Genomic DNA, 22363 nt, shown 5'->3' with positions numbered 1-22363 from the left:
CTTACCTCTCATTCGCATGGGGAAAAATAAGCGTTATGCTGTTTTCTGATTCCGCTACTCGCGTGATGCGTGGGAGATGCTCGAGTGGAGCGTGGCAAAAAATTTGGTGATTACGTTGTGGTTCTTGACAAGGCGGAAACTGTTGGTCGCAAATGCCAGGAATAGCAAGAGGGCACTGCTGAACATACGGACAGCCCTCAGGTGAAGGTGTAAGCGTCAATGCTTGATGTTCGCTGGCACGAATTGCCACGTTCTGCCGTAGACCACTTGTCAAGAGTGCCGCGGTATAGGGGTGTAGCGGAGCGTCAAAGAGGTAGTCTGCCGGGATGCATTCCATGACTGATCCGGCGAACAAGACGATGATCCGGTCGGCTATGTAATGCACGAGTGCAAGATCGTGCGAGATGAAGAGGTACGCCATGGATGTCTGTTGTTGCAGATCAACAAGGAGGTTCAGAATCGCAGCTTGAGTTGAAACGTCAAGCGATGAAGTGGGTTCATCAAGGACGAGCAATTGTGGATGGCCGGCTAATCCGTGAGCGATCGCCGCTCGTTGTTTGAGTCCACCAGAAATTGCCGCTGGACGTGCTTGCAAGAGATGGAGGGGAAACTGCACCTGTTGGGCCAGACTACGAACAGCTGCATGAGCAGCCGCGCCGCGTTGGCTTCCTAGTTTGACGATCGCGCGGTGAAGGATGTCGCCAATACGACGTCGAGGGTTAAGAACGAGTTCTGGATTTTGAAAGATAAGTTGCACGCGCTGACGCTGCGAAGCACTCCGTTGGCGAACACGGTCGGCAAGCGGTTGTCCATCAAATACAAGACGGCTGCCAGCGTCAGGGGACTGCAAGCCGACAATAATACGAGCAAGAGTTGACTTTCCGCTGCCGGACTCGCCGATAAGACCAATAGTTTCTCCTGCGGCCAGAGAGAAGGACACGTGATTAACCGCAAGTGTCTTGTGTCCTTGTCTCTCGTAAGTTTTCCTCACACGTTCAAGTGTGAGCAGAGGTGCAGTCTTGTGAGAAGGGCTTGGTAATGAAGGCTGTTGCGTGCTGGCAGTACGCGAGTTGACCGGTGGGGGGGGAAGATGCGGGGCGAAGTGGCAGACGCTATAGTGCTCTCGGGAAACAAAATGTGCTGCCGGGGACTGGTCAGCACACAGTGGTGCTGCCGCATAGCAGCGGCTGGCAAAGGCACATCCCTGAAGAACTTGCCAGGCAGCGATTGGATCTCCTGGTAAACTCAACAGTTGCTGTTGAGTCTTTCGCATGCCAAAACGAGGGAGACATCGGAGCAAGCTCACCGTATATGGGTGGCTTGGGTGATTCACAATCTCCTGCACGGGGCCTTCTTCGACCAGACGGCCAGCATAAAGAACGCCGACTCGATTGCAGGTTCGCGCCACAGCATGGAGGTCGTGCGAGATGAAAAGGATGGCCGTTCGGTATTGCGTCTGTAGCTCACTAATCAACTCGAGAACGTCGGCCGCAACAGTTGCATCGAGTCCTGTCGTTGGCTCATCAAGGATGAGTAGTGATGGTTGTCGTGCAAGGGCAATGGCAATTGCAACACGCTGTTGCATTCCTCCGGACAATTGATGGGGATAGCTCGTAAGCACTCGCTTCGGATCACGAAGGCGAAGCTGTTCTAAAAGGCTGATCATCGAGGCATAAACGTCAGGGCCGGTCAACCCTGCTGCGCGAAATGACTCAGCGAGCTGGGTTTGAATGCGCAGGGCGGGGTTGAGGCTTGCCCCTGGGTTTTGGAACACAACCGCAAGAGTATGACGCCAGAGGCGTTGCCATTCACGTCGAGAGTATCGCGTGACATCATGATCAAGAACGTAGATGTGACCGCCGCGTATGCGACTGTTTTTAGGCAAGAAGCCAGCGACAGCCGCAGCAAGTGTTGTTTTGCCGCTCCCAGACTCTCCAACAAGTCCATAGGTTTCACCAGGAGCGATTGACAGTGAGATGTTTGTGAGCGCCAGTCGCCACTCACCATCGACGCGATAGTCGACAGTGAGTTGATCAAGATGAAGAACAGGCGATGAGCGGACAGTTGTCATAAATTCAACCCTTCGGCTAGGAAAGTGAACCCAATGATGAGACTCGAGATTGCGAATGCTGGAAACACAACAGGCCACCAGATACCCGCAGACAGAAAGCTGTAGTGCTCGAATATGATCACTCCCCACTCAGACGAAGGCGGTTGAAGGCCAAGTCCAAGGAACGATAGGGTTGCGCTGGTAAAAATGGCATATCCCGTTCGTGTGGTGAATTCGATAATCACAAGGTGAAAGACGTTTGGGAGGATTTCTCTGACGCAGATGTACCATGGACTTTCTCCCCGAAGAAGCGCGAGCTGTACATAGTCTTTCTCTCGCTCGCTGAGGACAGCTGATCGAATAGTGCGCATAACGAGCGGTGTGAAAATTGCTGCAATAACCAAAATCACTGCGATACGTGAAGGACCTACGGCAGTCAAAATCAGTAGCCCAAGGAGAATTAGGGGAATCGCCAGAAGCGCGTCGGCGATACGGTTAAGCGCTTCATCGACGAGACCTCCCCAGTATCCACCAATCAGAGCAAGAAGGGTGCCAGCTAGCGTGCCGAGAAATGAGGCGATGGGGGCAATAAGAAAAACCTCGCGTGCTCCACCGAGGATTCGGCTAAGTACGTCACGTCCCAGTCGGTCTGTACCAAGCCAATGGCTCGCTGATGGCGGATTGAGTCGGTGAAGAGGGTCAACCGCATAGGGATCATACGGTGCAAGGAGCGGGAAAGCCATGGCACAGCATGCCCAGAATGCCACCAGCAAGAAGCCACAGAGAAAAACCGGGTGCTGTCGAAGCCAATGCCATGCCTGACGGTAATGAGAAGAGGAGACCAGGAGTACCACCACGAAAATTACCCCCTTTCACGCAGTCGAGGATTCAGAAGCCAGTAGAGGAGATCGGCGAACGTGTTGGCAAGCACGTAGGTCAGACCGACCAGGAGAACCCCCGATTGCAGGACAGGGAAGTCTTTTTGTCGCCCGGCGGTTAAAAGGAGTTGACCCAAACCTGGGTAGTTAAAGACAGCCTCAATCGCGACCAAGCCACCAAGAAGGTACCCCAGCTGATTGGCAGTAACAGCAATGACGGGTGGAAGCGCGTTCGGCAGGAGATGCCAGAACAAGAGGCGCCAGCGAGAAAGGCCTTTCAACTCTGCGGCGCGAATATAGTTCGTATGCAGTATCTCGACGGCACTGCTTCGCATAACCCGACAGAGATATCCAACAAGGACTAAGGTGACTGGCGTAATTGGCAGGATCAGGTAGTAGATTTGAGTAGGTAGGCTACTGTGAGGTGGGGCAACGGCTGTGACCGGAAAGAGCGGGATCGCAATGGCAAACAGCAAGATAACAGCAATGCTTGTCACGAATTCAGGCAGTACCGTCGTGACCAGTCCGCTTAGACGGATAAGAAAATCAAGAGCCTTGCCCTCGGAAAATGCAGCGACGAGCCCGAGAAAAATGCTCAGGGGAAGGATAACAAGCAGAGCACTACCGGCTAATTTTGCTGAATTGGCTAGGGCTGGAAGCAGCAGTTGCGCGACAGGCCGGCGCATCGCGAGCGATGTTCCAAGATCACCGTGAGCTAACCGGCTGAGCCAATGAATGTATTGCTCAGGAAGAGGGCGATCAGTGCCAAGCTGATGGTTTAATGCTGCAACTGCTCGTTCATCAGCAAACGGGCCAAGAATGCGCCGTGCTACATCTCCGGGCAGTACATTCGTCATGGCAAAGACAACGATCGTAATGAGCCAAAGTGTCAGCACACTACTGCCCAGGCGACGGAGAAGGGGTATGCCGTACTGTCGAATCCAGCGCATCGCGTATCCTCAACTAGCTAAAGCGCGCATGAGCCAGACGCAGATGGCCAACTGCTCCCGGTTCGATTCCACTTAATCCGCGCCGTGCAGCGATCAAGTAGCGTTCAAAGAACGTAATAAGGAGCGGGGTTTCTTCAAGAAGGAGTTCTTCAATATTTTTCGCGATTTGTCGTTGCCGCTGCAGATCGGTTGCCGCCGCATAGTCGTCAACAAGTCGGTCGTAGGTGGTATTTTTGAAATGTGCAGCATTCCAGACACCGTCACTCCGAAGGGCTGCCCGGAGAACGACGTCCGGCGCACCGCGGTGTCCATAATCAGTGATACCAAGTGTCGAATCAAGCCAAGGTGATTCCCCAAAGACCGCTTTGCCATAGTAGGTACCAGCATCGGTTAATTCAATATCGATACGAATACGAACTTGCTGGGCTGCCTGCTGAATAACTGCGGCAAGGTCTGGAATAGCCAGTCCACGCCAGCTCACGAGCTTGATCGAGAAGCCGTCACCATACCCAGCTGCCTGGAGCAAGCTCCGGGCTTTGGCGAGATCTTGCTGCCGCTGCGCGACAGTCTTGTCAGTTGACGGGTACACAGGGGCAAACGGATGATCGTTCCCGATATCAGCTTTGCCAAGCAAAATTCCGTTGATGATTGCAGGTCGATCGAGTAGCAAAGCTATTGCTTGTCGTACGCGGCGGTCATCAAAGGGCTTGGTGTCGGTACGCATATGCACCTGGAGATGGGTGGTGGATGAGAATTCAATCATTTGGGTCGTTGAATCCTTGAAAAGCGGTTGCCCATTGGATGCAGTGACATGGGTTACGACGTCGACTTCGCGACCTTGGAAGGCAAGAATGCGCGCGCTCTCGTCTTCGTAGAATCGTAACTCCACCATATCAGGAATTGCTGGTTTACCCCAGTACGTTGGATTGCGGACGAAGACAGCCTTGCTACGTGGCTGATATTCCTTAAGCTTGAGCGCTCCGGTACCAATAAATGTGCTCTCATAATTTCCATCATACTCTTCGGGCAGGATAATGGTGTTGTAGTTATCTGAGCTAACCAGGTATGGGAAATTACTAAACGGTCGTTGCAGTTCGAAGACAACAGTGTATTCATCTTTTGCTTTGATTCCATCCGGGGTGATAACTCCTTGAAACGCTGACAAGGCGTTTGATCCACTATTGGGATCGGTGAGCCGCTTGAAGGTGGCGACAACATCTTGGGCTCGAAGAGGCTTGCCGTTGTGGAATGTTACCCCTTGACGCAGGGTAAATGTCCAGACACTCGCGTTATCGTTAGGTTGCCACGACGTAGCAAGCTCTGGCCGAAGGTTAAGTTGCTCATCGGCCCAACAGAGATATTCTCCTGTCTGGCTAAGTAAGCAAAGACCACCTTCATCCGCAATCGTAATAGGGTCAATCTTTCCAGCGGGCATGAACACTGCCGCTCGCACGACAGGGACGCTGCCAGGTGTACCAGCACCTGCTGGCGTGGCGTTCAGCGTTGGTTGTGGTGCAGGTGACCCCGTTTGTGGCACCGCTGCTGTTGGGCTCGCCGCGTTCTGCCCACCGCCACAAGCGCTTGCAAGGAAGTTGGCAAAGGAGAGATTAATTCCCAATACCGATAGGCGGCGAACAAATTCTCGTCTTGTCAGTCTGCCTGCCTGGTATTCGTCGATGAGATGATTTGCAATGGGATGAAGTTTCTGACGGAGTTCAGCGTCGCGGGACATATCTTCCTCCTCGAGTGCTGCATGCCGGTTAGTGTTCGCCAGGATGCCTTGATGGCTCGTCCCTGGACTGCGATGAGTATGCGATGTGAATATCTACAATGCAAGAATCTATTCTCATATAGTGAGAAACAGAATGTGCTGGCCGGTATGCATCCGCATACAGCCTGCTACCGGCCAGCGCCGAGTCAGGACATGAGTGGTTCAATCTTTACTTTGGGGTCACCTGCTTCTTTAAAGAGCCGATAACGCTCGAGGACAAACCATGTATAGGTCTCTGGCGCAAGTTGCGCAGCGCGGGCGTGCTTCGGCAACCGAGCTGACCGCTGCGCATCAGCCTGGGAACGCCAGACGCAGAATGAGAGGCAGTATCGTTCATCATCCAGTTCTCCGGCGAAGTAGCAGAGTAACCCGCCGGTGGCCATCGCCTCTTCATAGGCTTCGTCGTCGAACTCGGTGAGTAGGACTTCGTTTGCTGTTGTTTTGCGCTGGGAACGGAAGACGACAAGGTACCATTCTCCTGTTTCAATATCTGCGAGGGCTTCGTCCCAGTTGAATGCTGTGGTAATTGGTGCTGTCTGGTAGGAAGGCGTCAGTGGACGAAGTCGGAGAAAAGCACGGCGTTCTGCTTCTTCTGCATGCTGAGGAAGAGATATTGGTCGCAGCATTCTCCCCTCCTTATCATCAAGCGATCAGCTGAAAATCTGGCGGAAGATGGTTCGCTCTGCTTTCTGTTCACCTCCTTCCTGAATCGCTGCAGTGCTGTAAAGCAAAGTCTGGGCAGGCTACGTAATGTTAGTGCTACGCCAGCGGGCCGATGGCGCGTTCGGCCGCGGCGAGAACCGCGCCTTCGCGTACCAGTTCCTCGACCGTCGCTAAGATTGGCGCAAGGAAGAGGTCTGGCCCGGGCGGTGGCACATGGTCGAGAACGAGTTGGGCGACCGCACCGGTCCCCGCTGCCGGCTCGAGTGGGCGACGGAAGACCTGCCCGTAGGTTGCCGCAAGGACTTCGACGGCAAGAATGCGTGTGCAGCAGTCGAGTGCCTCGTGCAGTTTGAGCGCGGCATTCCACCCCATCGACACGTGATCTTCTTGCATCGCGGAGGTTGGCAGCGATTCCACGCTCGCTGGCTGGGCCAGACGCCGGCATTCAGCAGCGAGCGCCGCAGCTGTGTAGTGGGCGATCATCAGGCCGGAGTTCACCCCCGGTTCCGGCGTGAGGAACGCTGGGAGCCCCTGTGAGCGTGTTGGATCAAGCAGGCGGTCAATGCGTCGTTCGGCAATGGCGCCAATCTCAGCGACCGCGATGCTGAGGAAGTCGGCGGCAAAGGCGAGCGGTTCGCCGTGAAAGTTGCCCGTTGATTCAACGCGCCCATCGTCGAGTATAACCGGATTGTCGACGGCCGCGCCGAGTTCGCGTCCCAGCACATCCTCGGCAAACGTGAGCGTGTCACGGGCCGCTCCGGCAACCTGGGCGTGGCAGCGCAGTGAGTAGGCATCCTGGACGAGATGAGGCGAATCGCGGTGCGAACGCACAATGTCCGAGTTGGCAAGGAGACGGCGAATATTGGCCGCGCTTGCCAGTGCTCCCGGATGCGGGCGCAGCGCCTGGATCTCTGGCGCGAAGGGGCGATCAGTGCCGAAAAGCGCTTCGACGCTCATCGCACACGCCACATCAGCCGTCTTGAAGAGACGCCGTGCGGCGGCACAGGCGAGGGCGAGCAAGGCTGCCATGCCATCGGTGCCGTTGACGAGGGCGAGTCCTTCTTTGGCCTCGAGGGCCAGCGGTTCAATACCATGCGCAATCAGTGCCGGTGCGGTTGGTTGTGGCGTATTATCCGGCCCAAGGATCCACCCTTCGCCAGTCAAGCACAGCGCAATGTGCGCAAGGGGAGCAAGGTCACCGCTTGCGCCCAGAGAGCCATAACGTGGCACATACGGGATAATGTCATGGCGCAGGAGCGCAAGCAGTTGCTCGATAACGACTGGACGCACGCCAGAGTATCCCTGCGCGAGGCTGTTGGCCCGTGCAAGCATCATCGCCCGTACGAATGGGCGTGGCAGCGGTGCGCCCATCCCCGCAGCGTGTGATCGCACCAGCGCGTGCTGGAGCGCGCGACGGGCCGGGGCCGGAATACGCGTTTGCGCAAGTGCGCCGAATCCTGTGGTCACACCATAGACCGGCCGGGCTTCATCGCTCAGCTGATCAACGAGGGCGCGCTTGGCTTGGAGCCGCTCAGACGTTTCTGGCGCCAGGCGGACGTCGATTGCATCAGGCCGTTCAGCGATTGTGACGAGATCGTCGAGGCGTAGCGGCTGACGGCCGAGCCACACGGTGTGCACAGCGTTCATTCCTCCTTCTGTTCCCGGCAGAACCGCCCCGCTCAAGCTGGTTCTTGAACGCGCAGCTGGGCGGCTTTCAGACTCTCCTCATGGATGAGACTGAGGATCTGGTTGCGGTAGCGTGCGAATGCATCGCTGGTCATCGTCTCAAACGTGCGGGGGCGTGGCAGATCGATCGGAATACGCGCGCGAATGCGTCCTGGCCGAGCGGTCATGACGTAGACAACATCGCCAAGGAAGACGGCCTCCTCGATGTCGTGCGTGACGAAGAGAACCGTCTTGTGATACTGCTCCCAAATCTGGGTTAACAACTCCTGCATCACGGTGCGTGTCTGCGCATCGAGCGCACCGAATGGCTCGTCCATCAGCAGCACCTCTGGATCGTTGGCCAGCGCCCGGGCAATGGCAACGCGCTGTTGCATGCCGCCGGAAAGCGCCTTGGGATACGCGTCGGCAAAGCCATCCAAGCCCATCAGGGTGAGCAAGCGACTTGAGATGCGCTGCCGCTCTTCACGCGGCACCCCGCGCAATTCAAGCCCAAACTCGATATTGCGGCGGACGCTGAGCCAGGGGTAGAGCGTGTACGACTGAAAAACCATCCCACGATCAGCCCCCGGGCCAAGCACTGGACGGCCGCCAACCAAGACGCGCCCGCTGCTTGGTCGTGCAAGCCCGGCAATGACTTTGAGCAGCGTCGATTTCCCACATCCTGAGGGGCCAACAATGCAGGCAAACTCGCCATCAGCCACGGTCATGGAAATAGCCTGGAGCGCGACGACGGGCGGTGTGCCGCGCCGTGCCTGATACACCATTTCGACCTGGTCGATGCGGATATCGCTCACAGGTTCACCCTCTCAACGTAGGGGAAGAGCCACGAATACAGCAGCTTGAAGAGCGCGTCGCTGATCAGCCCAAGCACGCCAATGGTGACAATGCCCGCGATGATCCGCGGCGTTTCAATGTAGCGCTGTGATTGCAAAATCACGTGACCGATGCCTGTTTCTGCGGCGACGAGTTCGGCAACAATCAAGTAGGTCCATGCCCAGCCAAGGATCGTGCGCAGGCTTTCGACAATTCCCGGCAGGCTCGCTGGAATCAGCACTTTCCAGAACACCTGCCAGCGTGACGCCCCAAGGGTGTAGGCAATGTCGAGAAAATCGCGCGGCACGTTCGCGGCCACGTCCATAATCAGCAGGACGAGTGGGAAAAATGATCCAAAGACGATGACCGCGATCTTCTCGGCATCGCCAATACCGATCCACAAGATGAAGAGCGGGATGAACGCAGAGGCTGGCAAGTAGCGAATGACGCCAATCAGTCGCTCAAACAGCGCCTCAAACAGCTTGAAACTGCCCATCAGGACGCCGAGTGGCACGCCAACAACGGCCGCGATTGCAAACCCGGCGAGGATGCGGTAGGTACTCGCCCAAACATCCCGCAGAAAGCCATAGTGGATGAACAAGTCCCAGAGTGCTCGGAGTGCCTCGGTCGGCGTCGGCAAGAAGAGCGGGGCGACGATATGGCTGTAACTCAGCGCTGACCAAACTGCCAGTACGCCCAGGAAGCCGAGCATTGATGCAATGGCGTAGACGCCGCTGGGAATGCTCCGCTTGGGCGTTAGGTAGCGTGCCACCCACGATTCGCGTGGCAACGGCTGCTCGGCTGTCCCCGCAGGTATGGTGGAACCTGCGGGGACAGCTGTTTCGTCCAGCTTTGCGGCGGTACGGTCGCGTGACAAGGGTACGCCCTTTCTCCGGTATCCTACGACACCTGCTGCAAGAAGGATGGATCAATCAACTGGTTGACGTCTGGCTTCTTGTCAATCACCTTAATCTGCATCCAGAAGTCTGCGATCTGCTCCGACACCTTGTAGATCGGTCCGGGGTTTTGTGGCGTACCAAAGTACTGCTTCGAGTCAGCGATCGAGAACAGCTTGATTGTCTGCAGATCAGCCTTGACGTCTTCTGGCTTCTGCTTGAACTCCGTGGCCATCACCTGGATTGCGTCATCTGGGTTCTTCTGCCAGTAATCATAAGCCTGGGCCAAGCCCTTGAGGAATGCGACGACAACATCCGGATGCTGCTGGGCAAAATCTCGGCGGAAGCCGAACGTGTCGACGATCAAGCCGGGGTAGTCCTTGGTCGTGACCAGGGTGTGGCCAAAGTCGGTCTTTTGAGCGCGGCTGAGCCAGGGCTCCCACGTGACTGCAGCGTCGACTTTGCCGGCCACGAACGCTGCGCCAGCGTCGCCCGCCGTCATGTCCTGAATCTTGACGTCGTTGAGTGACATGCCGTTCTGGGCGAGCACGTTGGCCAGGAACCAGTGGCTGGTCGAGCCGATGTTCACGGCAACGGTCTTGCCCTTCAGATCCTTGATGCTCTGAATCTCTTTCTTGGCCACGATGCCATCGCCGCCCAGCGATTCATCGAGCCCGACAACTTGGACAACCGGAATGCCTTGGGCGCCAACCCGGGTGAAGGCATCGAGGCTAGAGGCCATGCCATCAAGCGAGCCGGCCGCTAACGCGTTGAACCGTTCGCCAGGACTTTCAATCAGTTGGATCTGCACGTCGATGCCGTTCTGCTTAAAGAAGCCCTTATCCTTCGCCAGCCAGATCAGTCCATAGCCCGTCCAGGTTGAGAACGAAATACGCACGGGCTTGTCATACGATGGCTTGCCTGCTGCCATCGTCGTTGGGGTCGTGGCCGCTTTCGTTGGACTTGCCGCTGCAGCCGTCGGGCTTGCGCTCGTGCTCGCAGCCGTGGTTGGTGACGTCGCCGCACGTGGCGCTGCTGTGGGGGTTGGTGTCGCTGCAGCACCGCCACAGGCACTTGCAAGGATGCTGAGGATGAGCAGGAGCACACTCAGCACCGAAATGCGCATGACTGAGGTCGATCGCGTCATGATGGATCCTCCTCACTGCCTGAAAAGTCCAGAAACGCCCACATTACTACTGCCGTATCGTACCATGCTGCTTTCTCAAGCATCTAGATTCGGCGTGCATAATCTGATCCTGCTTGATGCACAAGCGTTTCCCCTTGCACCAACGTGGTGAGCTGGTCAGCTGCCGCGACTGCGCGTTGGATCAGGGCGGCGCGGCGCTCAGGGGTCAGCCGGGCGACCGGGGCAATGACGCTGAGCGCGCCAAGCAGTTCATCGCTCGGGCCAAAGACGGGCACGCCGACGGCCCAGACTCCAGTGTCAACCTCACCTTCGCTTTCGGCGTACCCTCTGGCTGCAATACGGGCAATGTCGTCCCAGAGCGCAGCTTGAGCCTCTTCGCTCAAGCCGGCCTGGCTCATCGCCCGTTCAACCCTCGTCCGTGGGAGATAGGGGAGCAAGGCTTTTGCCGACGCACCGCGTAAGAGCGGGAGGACGGCTCCGCGGGTGAAGGAGTAGCGCAGGGCCTGCGTGCTTTCGACCGTTTCGACGCAGACAGCGCGCTCGCCAACGGGTACCACGAATGCCACAGTCTCCTGCGTTTCACGCGCAAGACGCTGCATGACCGGGCGGCAGACGGCCGCGACGCTGAAGGTTTCCTCAAAGCTCCGTGCCAGTTGGACAACCCGCGGCCCAACGGCATAGTGTCCGTTGCCAACGCTCCAGACCAATCCCTGCGCCCGCAGCACGCTGAGATAGCGGTAGATCGTGCTTAACGGTAGACGCATGCGCTCAGCCAGCTCCCGGGCCGAGAGGGGATGCTTGCTCTCGGCAATCGTCAGCAACAACTCGATAATGCGTGCGCCTGAAGCTGCTGCTACCCGCTGTGCCATTGCCCCCGTCCTTGCGTCGTTTCGAGGAGAGCATAGCAGAGAACTCTCAAAGAGCAAGAGGGTTCTCTCACATTGTGAGATCACCCAGGGGCGACAAGCGATCGGGGTGCTGCCTGGCAACTTCGCTGGAAGCTTCGCCATCACTGCCGAGGCGATGGCGCCAACGGGACTAGATCAGTTCGCCGTATTCGGCCCACTCGTAGGGATCGATGCGGCTCTGCCAGGCCTCCGTGCCGTAGTCTGGCACGTGCTGGCGTGCTTTCTCGACGTCCCAGCGCTTGACGCGGACGTACGTCGTGATGAAGGGCTCGCCAAGGAGCGCGCAGAGCCGCTCGTCGGCCTCGAGGGCGTCGAGTGCTTCCTCCAGCGAACGCGGCAAGGTTGGCAAGCCCGCAACGCGCCGTGGATCGTCGCAGACTGGCGGTGGTGGCTGCAACGCGCGCTCGATGCCATCCCAGCCAGCAGCGAGCGACGCGGCGAGGGCGATGTACGGGTTTGCGGCGGCACCACCGAAGCGGTTCTCAATGCGTGTTGCAGCGCCGTGGGCGTCGGCCGGGATGCGCACGGCGGCAGCGCGGTTGTCGGGCCCCCAGCAGAGATGCGTCGGCGCAAAGAAGCCTGGCTGGTATCGCTTGTAATCATTCGGTGTGGGAGAAAGCAGTGCGACGAGTGCTGGCGCGTGAACAAGCAATCCGCCTAAGAAGTGCCAGGCAAGCGGAGAAAGGCCGTAGGGATCAGTGGGATCGGCGAAAAGGTTGGCGCCGGTGGTTGGGTCGATCAGGCTGTGGTGAAGATGACAGCCTGATGCTGGTTGGTTGATAAAGGGCTTGGTCATGAACGGCGCGTCATAGCCGTAGCGGCGCGAAATTTCTTTGAGTGCAGTGCGGAAACTAAATGCCTGGTCGGCCGCTGTCAGACCGTCGGCTGGCGTAAACGTAATCTCAAACTGGCCAGGGGCATTTTCCACGCTGAGCGTCGAAAACCCGATCCCGAAGGCGGCCAGAGCGCGCAGTACCTCGTCACGCCATTCCGGCAACATGTTGTTGCGGATGGTCGAGCAGATTTGGCGGTCGGGGAATGCCGGAGACCGGCTGACGCGGTCGATGAGATAGAACTCATACTCAAACGCGCTACGCGGCAACCAGCCGGCCGACTGAAACCGTTCGACAAGGCGGCGGCAGACAACACGCGGATCCTCAGGCGCGGGCTGGGCATCACGGTAGAGATCGCCAATGACCCGCGCTTCGCCAGGCGCGTAGGGAAGAACGGCGAGCGTGTCGAGATCGGGGCGGAGTTGATAATCGGGCGGCGGGAGCTGGTCCTCGGGCGGAATATCCCACCCCGAGGCATCTTGAAGCAACATGCCCCCATAGAAATTGATGCCACCTTTGTTGACATAATCGGCAAAGCGTTCCAGCGCGACGGTCTTTGACCGAGCGATGCCGTGTGTATCAGCCATTTCGATGCGAACAAGCCGGACACCAGCGGCTGCAAGCAGCCGGACGATCGTACGAGAGTCCATCTTTCCCCCATTCCTGCCGGCAGTATAACCGGCAGGTGGGGGCTGGCGGCAAGCCTCCCGCTACTGCTCTGGTTCCGGGGCGCGAGCGAGTCGCCGCCGGATCGCCGCAATGATCGCTGAGCCGTTCTCGCGCCAGAGATGGATCGCCGACGGGGCAATGGAGACGACGATAATGAGCAAGACAATCGGCAGCAGGTAGCGGTCGATGTTGGGGATCGCCTGGCCAAGAAAATAGCCAGCGAGTGGCACACCGCATCCCCAAAGGATACCGCCGACGACATTGAATGCGAGGAAACGACGATACGGCATCCGGCCGATGCCAGCGATGATCGGCGTACCAGTGCGCACAATGGGGATGAAACGAGCGAGTAGGATGGCCTTCCCACCGTGCCGCAGGAAGAACGCTTCCGCCTGCTCGAGATACTGTCGCTTAAAGAAACGTGACTGTTCACGCTCGAACAGGCGGCGGCCAACGCGCGCGCCAAAGCTATAGCCCGTGGAGTCGCCGAGAATGGCCGCGAGGGCAGCCAGGACAATCAGCCACCAGATATTGAGGAAGCCTTGAGAAGCAAGGAAGCCAGCGGTAAACAGCAGGCTATCACCAGGGAGGAAGAAGCCGATGAGGATGCCACTTTCCGCAAACACGATGGCCGCAACGCCGAGTAGTCCCACGGCTTCGATCAGCTTCACAAGATCGAAATGGGGCATGGTCTCCCTTCCACTTCCTGAGCCGGACTTCGGCCCTTGACAGCTCCTGTCATGGCGATTAGCCTCGACAGCGCCGCCAGCCGAAGTATACCCGGCAGGCGGTAAACGTTCTGTTACGAATACTGAGACGTGGAAGGAGAATCCAGTGGAAGTCGAACGACGGCTTGCTGAACTCGGCATTACGCTCCCCAAGGTGCCAGAGCCTGCTGGCAACTATGTCCACGCTGTCCAAACGGGGAATCTGGTTTTCCTCTCGGGCAAAGGGCCGCTCAATCCTGATGGGACAGTGCCGATCGGTAAAGTTGGGCGCGATGTGACGACTGCCGAAGCGTACCAGCATGCCCGCTCGGTTGGGCTGACGCTGCTTGCAGTGCTCAAGGAGCATCTCGGTGACCTTGACCGCGTCCGGCGAGTTGTCAAGGTCTTTGGGATGGTGAATGCTGCGCCGGATTTCGGTGAGCATCCGGCGGTGATCAACGGCTGCTCTGATCTGTTTGTCGAAGTCTTCGGCGACCGAGGCCGTCATGCCCGCTCGGCTGTCGGCATGGGCTCACTGCCACACGGCATTACCGTCGAGATCGAGGCGATCGTCGAAGTTGAGTAAACCGAGCGCGACTGGCTATTCGCCGTGCGAGTGTTCCGCTGACTGCTCGTCCAGGCTGGCTTGCTCTTCGACCTCTTCCAGCGTCGTTGGCTCGTCTGGTTGTTCGGGATGCAACGCCTGACGGACGAAGAGCAGCTCGCGACGGCGCAGATCCCAGAGCCGTTCCAGTTCAAGGCTCAGTTCGGTAACGCGGCGCAGGGCAGCGTCCCGTTCGGGCGAAAATGGCATATCCGCGATCGCGCGCAAGAGCTGACGTCGCTCTTCTGCCAGTTCTTCGATGCGACTCAGGACTGGAGAGGGAAGACGCACCCGCTCCAGTTCGAGCAAGAGGAGTTCATCATCGTCGAGCATAGCCGCCGCACACCCCTTCAAGGGGGCCGAGGAGTGCCTCAAGCCCCAGTGCGCGCCACTGGGGCAACGGAATCCGCCCGGCGTCGTCCCAGCCGCGCACTGCATAGTATGCCGCGACAAGACGGTCAAGTTCAGTGCCATCAACGAGCGAGTCGGGGCTCTGCAGGAGGCGTGGCGGCAGCGTGTCCTCGTGGCGCGTCCATCCCTCGCGAAGGTTAAAGGCTTTCTTCAGAGTGTTAATCCGTGTACCAGCTTGCCGAAGGCCATCAGCATCAAGGGGTAAGCCAGTAACGAGCGTCCAGAGGTGGGCAGCCTCTGCAAAGAGGTCGTCGAAGCAGTGGCGCAAGAACTTGCAGAGTGTCAACGAGTCGATAACGGCTGCGGTATCTTCCGCCCGGACAGCGGCTTCCGCACGCGCGCGTGCTGCGGCATCGGGCGGAAGCTGATCGGAGAAATCGACTTCATAGGCTGAAGAGCGGTTGTGACACGCCCCCCGGGTTGCGACTGCCAGCCCTAACGCCATCGTCTTGAGCTTACGCGGGTCGTAGCCGGGCAGCTCGAGCCCCTTGACATGCATGGCCCATGCCTCGCTGCCCTGACCAAGCACGTGCGCAGCGCGGCGCGAGCCTTCAGCCAGCAGCGCACCAAGTGGCCCCTGCCGTTGGCCGATCAGGTTGAGGGCGCGCAAGAGGCTTGGGCCATCGCCGAAACGAGGCCAGTCTGCGGGATCACCAGGGAGGGCAATCCCGCGTTCAACACACTCCATTGCCCACGCAATCGTGCCGCCGGCGCTGATGGCGTCCATCGCGTAGCGATCGCAGAGGGCTGCGGCTTGCACCACGATATCAGGGTCGGCGATGCCACAAAGCGGGCCGAGGGCGTAAAGCGTTTCATACTCGAGCCGCGCCTTTGCCCCATTGCCTTTCGCAAGGAAATGATGCTCACAGCCAATCGTGCAGGCAGCGCAGGCATGGGTATCGACGCGGCGCGTGGTAACGAGATGTTCACCGCTCAGTTCCTCGGCCCCCTCAAACTGTCCAGCCTGGAAGTTGCGTGTTGGGAGCACGCCGAGCCGGTTGAACAGCGCAACGTTGGCAACCGTGCCGAGCACGCGGTACTTCGCTGTCTCCGGCCCCTGACTCCGTGCCGCGAGGGCCCGCGCAGCCGCAGCGACCGCCGCCGGATCAGCCACTGACGGCAGCGGGCGCGTGCCACGCACGGCAACAGCCTTCAACCGTTTCTGTCCCATCACGGCACCGAGGCCCGTGCGACCAGCCAGGCGCCCATCGTTGCTGATCGACGCAAAGCGGACGCCGCGCTCACCGGCAAGCCCGATGGCCGCGACGCGAAAGCCCCGTCCGAGGCGCGCCCGCAGTGCGTCAGCGGTTGCCGTGGGGTCAAGCCCGAGCATGTCGTCAGCAGGCTCAAGGCGTACCTGGTCGTCTTCGACGATCAAGACGGACCAGTCTCGCGCTTGCCCGCGAATGACCAGGGCATCGAAGCCAGTATGCTTCAGCGCAAGTGCAAGGTAGCTTGAGGAAATTGAATCGCCAATGCGCTCGGTTTGCGGTGACTTGGCGGCCAACGCAAGCTTGCTCGATGTCGTGAGCCCAGTGCCGAGGAAAGGACTTGTCGCAAAGATCAGGGGGTTTTCTGGCCCAAGCGGATCGGCCCCGGGCGGGCAGAACCGGTACAGCAGGTAGCTGGCAAGACCGTTCCCGCCCAAGACGCTGGCAAAGACCAGCTCAGGTAATGCAACTGCGGTCGCAGTGCCATCGGAGAGGTCGACCACGAGGCACTGGCCGTGTACGGCCTTCATCTCACATGCCTCCCGCTTGTGCGGCGACTAAAAGGACACGTGCGCCACGGGCGAGCTGGTAGTTCGGATCGCGCGTGAAGCGCCCATCGACGACGAAGATGTAGCCCGGCAGGAGCCAGCCGGTAGCGCGATCGACCACGCTGCCTGCAAGCGCGGGGAGGCGTGTCGCGAGTTGCTGGGCAAGCTCGTGCAACGTCGCGGCCGAGAGCTCGACCTGCCGGGTTTGAGCCAAGAGCTGTGGCACGCCGAACAATTCTACCGTGACTGTTGGTTGTTGGGCTGATGTTGGTCGCATGCAGAGTACACTCCATCATTGCGCCCTGGTAGGCAATTGCCTAGTATGCCTCAGCATGCCAGCGATGGGCAGGGGGAAGGCATGGACGCACAACGAGCAGGCGCAGCGGAGGCAGCAAAGGCCGGCCGACTCGCAACCTGGACGAAGAAGGTCGCTCGGGTCATTGACCTACCGGCGCTGGTCGCGGTCGCAATTTGGGGCGCAGCCTTTCCCGTGATCAAAGTAGGCTATGAAGGCTTCCCGCCGCTTGCCTACGCTGCCCTGCGGCCAGTGCTGTCGGTCCTCGCGCTCCTGCTGGTGCTTGGTTGGCAACATCAGCCGGTCCTTGTCGAACGCCGCGATTGGCCGCGGTTGCTCCTTGCGGGCTATGCTGGCATGGCTGTGTTTCAAGCGAGCTTCCTGTACGGCCTGGCCCGGACAAGCGCTGGGCATAGTGCGCTGCTCCTCTGCGCAAGTCCGCTGCTTGGCGCACCCTTGCTGGCCGTAGCTGGGGTCGTGCCCCTGACACGCCGGGCTGCCCTTGGCCTGCTCTGCGGCTTTCTCGGCGTCGGCCTCGTCGTGCTCGATCGCTCGTCAGGGGCAGGCGTGACGCTGCTTGGCGACGCGCTCACGTTGCTGGCCGCACTTGGCTGGGTCGGCGTAACGGTGCTGCCGCAGCCGTTAGTCGCCCGCTATGGCGCCGTGCGGATCACCATGTGGATGCTCGCGGCGAGTGCGACGGTGTTACTGCCACCAGCCTGGCGCGAACTGATCCAGATTGTGCGGCATCCGCCTGGGTTGCTGCCCTGGCTCTCGCTGCTCTACAGTTCCGTGATTGCAATGGCCCTAGCGAATGCGCTCTGGCAGCAAGCGGCGCATCGCTTAGGGACGGTGGCAACCCTCGCCTACTTCTACCTCCAGCCGGTCGGGGCTATTCTCCTGGCGTGGCCACTGCTCGGCGAGCGGCCCAGTTGGCTGCAACTCCTTGGCGGCGGCATCGTCTGCCTCGGTGTTGCGCTGGCTCAGTCGCCGCGGCCGTCCGCTGACGCGTCGACATAATCGCTGCGTGGGCAATGCAGCGGTTAAGTTAGCTTCCTGCTGGCTTGATCAGCAGGACCCGGTCGTCGCCTTGTTGTGGACGACCCCGGCCATCGCGGTTATTGGTGAGCACAGAGAGGGTGCCGTCTGGCCCTTCAACGACCGTGCGGAGCCGGCCGAACTGGCCCTGGTAGAGCACTTCGGTTCCAGTGACGCGTCGCCCATCTGCAGAGAGCGTGACGCGCCAGAGCCCTTCACCGCGCAGGCCGGCAAAAAGCAGGCTGCCTTGCCATTGCGGAATGCGGTCATGGCTGACAAACGTCATGCCAGACGGTGCCCACGTCTGGTTGCCACTGTCGAGCAGTGGTGGAACGGCATCGACACCGCCGCTAATCCGCACGTCGCTCGCGTAGGCCGGCCAGCCGTAGTTCTTCCCGGGTTCAATCAGGTTCAGCTCGTCGTGGGCATACAGACCAAATTCGCCAGACGGGCCGTGCTCCGTCTCGTAGAGCTGGCCAGTGCCAGGACGCCAGGCAAGCCCTTGCGGGTTGCGATGGCCATACGACCAGATTGGCGAGTTGGGAAACGGGTTGTCGGACGGGATTGAACCATCGGGATTGATGCGCAAGATCTTGCCCGACGGGGAACGCAAATCCTGTGCAGCGTTGGGGTTCCGTGCGTCGCCAACTGTAATATAGAGCTTCCCATCGGGTCCGAAGGCGATGCGCCCGCCATTGTGCAGGACAGCGCCAGGGATACCGTCGAGCAGCACGGTCGGATCAGTCAGTTGATTATCGTGCTCGGTGAAGCGGACGACACGGTTGACCAGTGTGCCATTGGCTGTGTGCGTCGTGTAGTAGAGGTAGAGGTAATGATTGTGGGTGAAGTCGGGGTCGAGCGCAAGCCCGAGCAGGCCGCCCTCGCCAGTTGCGGCGACGTCGCTGAGCGTCGCGACCGGCTCGGGACGCAGCTGGTTTTGGATCACCACGCGTAGCCGTCCAGGCCGCTCGGTGATGAAGATGCGGCCATCAGGAGCGAAGGCGATATCCCACGGCACTTCGAGGTTAGACAGGAAAGTTGTGACGGTGACCGGCACAGGACCGCGTGGTGCCGGGGTCGCGGTCGGTGGTGCGGGAGTTGGCGACACGCCTGCGCTTGGCGAACTCGCGATGGTCATCGTTGGTGATGCAGCACGGGCTGATGACGGCGGCGGTGTCGAGGTCGAGGGGGCCGCTGCTGTCGCCGAGCTCGCATGAGCTGGCGCCGGGCTCGCCGGAGCTGGCGTTGGGCTTGGCGCGGCGCTGCGGCCGCACGCGAGTAGCCCCACTCCAAGCGCTGCCGTCAGAAGGGAGCGGCGGGTGAGCCGGTGGCTTTCACGTTGACGAACCATACACTCCATCCTCTCAGCAACGGTATTGTGCTGTTGAGTGTAGGCCAGCTGGCAAGGACGCAAAACCGGCTCACCCTATCGCCATCGTGGTGTCAGTTGTCTTGCGCGTGCGCTTCGAGCCAGCGCAAGGCCGCGGTGGCCATGACGCGGACGCCGACCACAAGCGCGTCTTCGTCCAGGTCAAAGCGTGGATGGTGCACGGGATAGCGGATGCCGCGTTCAGGGTTGGCCACGCCTAAACTGAACATGCACGCAGGCACACGCTCAGCAATGTAGGCGAAGTCTTCGGCGGCCATAATCGGCGCGCGCTCGTAGACGTGCTCAGGACCAAGCAGTTCGCGGCCGACCTCCTGGACCAGCGCTGCGAGGGCTGGGTCGTTGTAGAGTGGCGGATAGCCGCGCAGGTAGATGACATTGGCCTCGGCGCGCATCGCCTGCGCGAGTCCGCGTGCGAGCTCACCGATGCGCCGCTCAAGATGATCCCGCACCGCTGCGTCGTACGTGCGGACGGTGCCTTCGAGCGTGGCCTCGTTGGGAATCACGTTATCGGTCGTGCCGGCGGTCAGCCGCCCGACGGTCACGACTGCAGGCTTGAGGGGATCGATCTCCCGGCTGACGAGCGTCTGCAGGGCGACGACGAGTTGAGCGGCAATGACGATCGGATCGACCGCTGCCTGCGGCCGTGCGGCATGTCCGCCGAATCCACGCACGGTAATCGTGAACGTATCCGCAGCGGCGGTGGATGGGCCACCGGAAACCGCAATCTCGCCAGCGCGATGGCTTGGGTCGACGTGCAGTGCCAGGGCGGCGTCGACCGGTGGATCATCGAGCACGCCGTCGTGGATCATCGCGAGCGCGCCAGCCGGGCCTTCCTCGGCAGGCTGGAACATGAGCTTGACTCGCCCTGGCAGGTGCGCTTTCAGGCTGTTGAGCACTTCGGCAACGCCCAGCAAGATCGTGGTATGGGCGTCATGCCCACAGGCGTGCATCACCCCTGGCCGCTGCGAGCGATAAGGCACGTCGTTCTGCTCCTCGATCGGCAGCGCGTCCATGTCAGCGCGCAGCAGGAGCGTTTTCCCCGGGCGACCGCCTTCGATCAGCGCCACGACACCGTTGCCGCCGGTCGTCGGCTTCGGCGTGATGCCTGCGGCAGCCAGCAGTTCGGGTGGGAGATGGAGTGGGCGACCATCGCCACCGACGCCAGTGCGATGCGGAATCCCGAGTTCCCGCAGGTGTCCGGCGACAAACCGGGCGGTGTTGGTCTCTTCCAGTGACAGCTCGGGGTGCATGTGCAGATAGCGACGGGTTTCACGCAACCACGCGTCGAGTTCGGGTGTGATCGCGACCTGAGGTGTTGACATCGGCTCTTGCTCTCCTTTCAGACTCCCCTTCTCCGACAGTCACCGGTCAGGCGACTGCGCCGGCATGGTAGCACAAGCCAGCCGGAAGGCGTCGGCCGGAGAGCCCTGAGTCACAACGGCTGACCTCGTCAGGCCAGACGGATTATCACAGGCTGCACAGCAGCATGAAACAGCGTGCTCCCCGACATGCCTGAGGCGTCTGGCGAGCATCCCCCTGGCAACGCTATGGCTACCGAACGATCACCGTGCCGAGCATAGTTGGGTGGAGGGTGCACCAGTACGCGTATTCACCAGGTTGGGTGAAGGTGTGCTCGAACCGTGCACCCGGATCGAGGATCGATGAACTCCAGGTGAGTTGCTTGTCGGCGACGGTATGCTGGACTGCGCCCGTATTCACCCAGACGACCGTCGTTCCCGGCGCAACCGTGATCGTCGCGGGATTGAAACCAAAGTCATAGATGGCGACCTGGACCGTTTTCGGGCCACTCGAAGTTGGAATGGGTGAAGGCTGCGGTACAGGCGTTGGCGACGGTGAAGCGGGCGAGGTTGCGGTCGGCGATGCTGTCGGAGCCGGCGTCGGTACTGCCGGAGCAGTCGCCCCTGTCGTCACCGTCGGGTTCGCAAGCCCGCCTGCGCTGCTCGTGCTCGGCGAGCTCACCGGCGTGACCGCTGTGGACGGGGAAACTGTCGGCGAGGCTGGTGCGGCTCCGGACGCGCCGGAGTACGACGGCGTTGCGCTCCCAGAGCCGCAACCAGCAAGCAACACGATGAGGGACAACCAGAGTAGCCAGGGCATCCGGCATCGCGGCATGCTGTTCACCGTTCTCCTCGCGTAACTGGCCTACCGTCACTCGCTATCCGCGCACGCGCCGCAGCCCAAGGCCAGCTGCGATCAGCCCGAGCCCCGCAACTGCAGCAAGGGCTACCGGCAGCAAGCCGAGTGTGGCCCGTGGCTGGCCAGTTGCAGGCGCTACTGAACCAACGATGTTGCCGCATGCGACGTAGGTCTGAATCTCCTGCGCTGACTTGTGCACGTTGATGGCGAATGGCTTGGCAAGGAGGTCACTCAGCGCGACGTTCACCGTCGTATCCGACATACCATTGACCACGTTGTTGAGCGGATACTTGGGTACGGGATTAAGGTTGGCGCAGGTTCCCTCATGGATGTGGGCTGGCTGGGCGACATTCGCCGGCGCACCCTTCAGCTGGATTACCACACGCGTCTGATTGGTGCCGACCGCGGTCAAGGTTGCGGTTCCTGATTCGCCAGAATTGTTCTGTTGACTGAGGGTAATCGTAATGCTCTGTTGCGCTGCGACCATGCTGGCTGTGAGCAGAAGGGCAATGAGGACACCGCCGAGCGCGAGAAACCACCGCCGCATTCTTGATCCTCCTTCACTCCCCGCTATCACGCCACGGGCTCACTGCCGCTGCCGTCCTGCTACGCTGGTTGTCCTCACCAGTCCATACGTAGAAGCATGGGCGTTGGATTGCCCGTGGGCACGCATGGCCCGGATCCCTTCCGGAGTACACTTAGACGATGTGGTATGGGCCTGCTGTGTGCCCATGGTGA

The 22363-nt window shown here is 60.0% G+C and carries 22 protein-coding genes; 3 read left to right on the top strand and 19 right to left on the bottom strand.

The genetic code is table 11. From position 1 onward, the window contains the following. Position 1: 1 nt before the first annotated feature. The 12 genes from N675_RS10605 to N675_RS10550 form a co-directional block, all read right to left on the bottom strand. Positions 2-2071 (bottom strand): ABC transporter ATP-binding protein, encoded by a 2070-nt coding sequence (locus N675_RS10605; RefSeq protein ID WP_051914643.1) that lies wholly within the window; start codon positions 2069-2071, stop codon positions 2-4. After that, positions 2068-2907: an ABC transporter permease gene (locus tag N675_RS10600; protein ID WP_156100874.1), complete on the bottom strand. Its 840-nt coding sequence runs from the start codon at positions 2905-2907 to the stop codon at positions 2068-2070. The genes N675_RS10605 and N675_RS10600 overlap by 4 nt, the downstream gene beginning before the upstream one ends. A gap of 5 nt (positions 2908-2912) precedes the next feature. Continuing rightward, the gene (locus N675_RS10595; RefSeq protein ID WP_051914641.1) at positions 2913-3878 is read right to left on the bottom strand and encodes an ABC transporter permease; all 966 of its coding nucleotides are present in this window, start codon (positions 3876-3878) and stop codon (positions 2913-2915) included. Positions 3879-3891: 13 nt separating this feature from the next. Further along, on the bottom strand, positions 3892-5610 hold the full coding sequence (locus tag N675_RS10590) for an ABC transporter substrate-binding protein (protein ID WP_038039887.1): 1719 nt from the start codon (positions 5608-5610) through the stop codon (positions 3892-3894). A 185-nt stretch (positions 5611-5795) separates the two neighbouring features. Continuing rightward, positions 5796-6275: a hypothetical protein gene (locus N675_RS10585; RefSeq protein ID WP_038039886.1), complete on the bottom strand. Its 480-nt coding sequence runs from the start codon at positions 6273-6275 to the stop codon at positions 5796-5798. A gap of 133 nt (positions 6276-6408) precedes the next feature. Beyond that, the gene (hutH, locus tag N675_RS10580; RefSeq protein WP_051914640.1) at positions 6409-7959 is read right to left on the bottom strand and encodes a histidine ammonia-lyase; all 1551 of its coding nucleotides are present in this window, start codon (positions 7957-7959) and stop codon (positions 6409-6411) included. A 32-nt stretch (positions 7960-7991) separates the two neighbouring features. Beyond that, positions 7992-8792, bottom strand: a complete 801-nt coding sequence (locus N675_RS10575) for an ABC transporter ATP-binding protein (protein ID WP_038039885.1) — start codon at positions 8790-8792, stop codon at positions 7992-7994. After that, a complete protein-coding gene (locus tag N675_RS10570; protein ID WP_231578019.1) occupies positions 8789-9688 on the bottom strand; it encodes an ABC transporter permease in 900 nt (299 codons plus the stop codon). Before N675_RS10570 ends, N675_RS10575 begins: the two co-directional genes overlap by 4 nt. Positions 9689-9711: 23 nt before the next feature. Further along, positions 9712-10854 (bottom strand): ABC transporter substrate-binding protein, encoded by a 1143-nt coding sequence (locus tag N675_RS10565; RefSeq protein ID WP_051914639.1) that lies wholly within the window; start codon positions 10852-10854, stop codon positions 9712-9714. Between the two features lie 83 nt (positions 10855-10937). After that, positions 10938-11723, bottom strand: coding sequence for an IclR family transcriptional regulator (locus tag N675_RS10560; RefSeq protein WP_051914638.1), 786 nt, complete (start codon positions 11721-11723; stop codon positions 10938-10940). 169 nt (positions 11724-11892) lie between these two features. Further along, on the bottom strand, positions 11893-13245 hold the full coding sequence (locus tag N675_RS10555) for a glutamine synthetase family protein (protein WP_051914637.1): 1353 nt from the start codon (positions 13243-13245) through the stop codon (positions 11893-11895). Positions 13246-13305: 60 nt separating this feature from the next. Further along, positions 13306-13953 (bottom strand): DedA family protein, encoded by a 648-nt coding sequence (locus N675_RS10550; protein ID WP_038039884.1) that lies wholly within the window; start codon positions 13951-13953, stop codon positions 13306-13308. 145 nt (positions 13954-14098) lie between these two features. On the opposite strand from N675_RS10550, the gene N675_RS10545 reads away from it, so the two are divergent. Further along, complete coding sequence (locus N675_RS10545; protein ID WP_038039882.1) at positions 14099-14557, top strand: RidA family protein; 459 nt, start codon at positions 14099-14101, stop codon at positions 14555-14557. A gap of 15 nt (positions 14558-14572) precedes the next feature. Here the strand turns inward: N675_RS10545 and N675_RS10540 are convergent, their stop codons facing one another. Genes N675_RS10540 through N675_RS10530 form a run of 3 tightly spaced genes read right to left on the bottom strand, consistent with a single transcriptional unit; the run spans position 14573 to position 17022 of the window. Then, positions 14573-14908: a hypothetical protein gene (locus tag N675_RS10540; RefSeq protein ID WP_038039880.1), complete on the bottom strand. Its 336-nt coding sequence runs from the start codon at positions 14906-14908 to the stop codon at positions 14573-14575. Beyond that, the gene (locus N675_RS10535; RefSeq protein WP_038039878.1) at positions 14895-16727 is read right to left on the bottom strand and encodes an aldehyde ferredoxin oxidoreductase family protein; all 1833 of its coding nucleotides are present in this window, start codon (positions 16725-16727) and stop codon (positions 14895-14897) included. Before N675_RS10535 ends, N675_RS10540 begins: the two co-directional genes overlap by 14 nt. A 1-nt stretch (position 16728) precedes the next feature. Continuing rightward, the gene (locus tag N675_RS10530) at positions 16729-17022 is read right to left on the bottom strand and encodes a MoaD/ThiS family protein (protein WP_038039877.1); all 294 of its coding nucleotides are present in this window, start codon (positions 17020-17022) and stop codon (positions 16729-16731) included. A gap of 81 nt (positions 17023-17103) precedes the next feature. On the opposite strand from N675_RS10530, the gene N675_RS10525 reads away from it, so the two are divergent. Further along, positions 17104-18060 carry a DMT family transporter gene (locus N675_RS10525; protein WP_038039875.1) on the top strand — a complete coding sequence of 319 codons (957 nt, stop codon included), beginning with the start codon at positions 17104-17106 and terminating at the stop codon, positions 18058-18060. Between the two features lie 28 nt (positions 18061-18088). On the opposite strand, the gene N675_RS10520 is transcribed toward N675_RS10525, so the two are convergent. The 3 genes from N675_RS10520 to N675_RS14680 form a co-directional block, all read right to left on the bottom strand. Beyond that, entirely contained in the window at positions 18089-19429 is a 1341-nt protein-coding gene (locus tag N675_RS10520; protein ID WP_038039874.1) for a PQQ-dependent sugar dehydrogenase, read from the bottom strand. 92 nt (positions 19430-19521) lie between these two features. After that, positions 19522-20790 carry a M20 metallopeptidase family protein gene (locus N675_RS10515; protein ID WP_038039872.1) on the bottom strand — a complete coding sequence of 423 codons (1269 nt, stop codon included), beginning with the start codon at positions 20788-20790 and terminating at the stop codon, positions 19522-19524. Between the two features lie 229 nt (positions 20791-21019). Beyond that, positions 21020-21220: a cupredoxin domain-containing protein gene (locus N675_RS14680; protein ID WP_231578053.1), complete on the bottom strand. Its 201-nt coding sequence runs from the start codon at positions 21218-21220 to the stop codon at positions 21020-21022. Between the two features lie 28 nt (positions 21221-21248). Between N675_RS14680 and N675_RS14755 the strand changes: the two genes are divergently transcribed. Then, positions 21249-21626 (top strand): hypothetical protein, encoded by a 378-nt coding sequence (locus N675_RS14755; RefSeq protein WP_051914636.1) that lies wholly within the window; start codon positions 21249-21251, stop codon positions 21624-21626. Between the two features lie 18 nt (positions 21627-21644). Here N675_RS14755 and N675_RS10505 read toward each other — a convergent pair whose 3' ends face one another. Further along, positions 21645-22172, bottom strand: coding sequence for a Rossmann-fold NAD(P)-binding domain-containing protein (locus N675_RS10505; protein ID WP_038039871.1), 528 nt, complete (start codon positions 22170-22172; stop codon positions 21645-21647). Positions 22173-22363 lie beyond the last annotated feature (191 nt).

Origin of the sequence: Thermorudis peleae, from assembly GCF_000744775.1 — a bacterium.
Classification (GTDB): Bacteria; Chloroflexota; Chloroflexia; order Thermomicrobiales; family Thermomicrobiaceae; genus Thermorudis; species Thermorudis peleae.
Note: the sequence above shows the minus strand (reverse complement) of the source record. Positions and strands in the feature narration are given on the sequence as shown.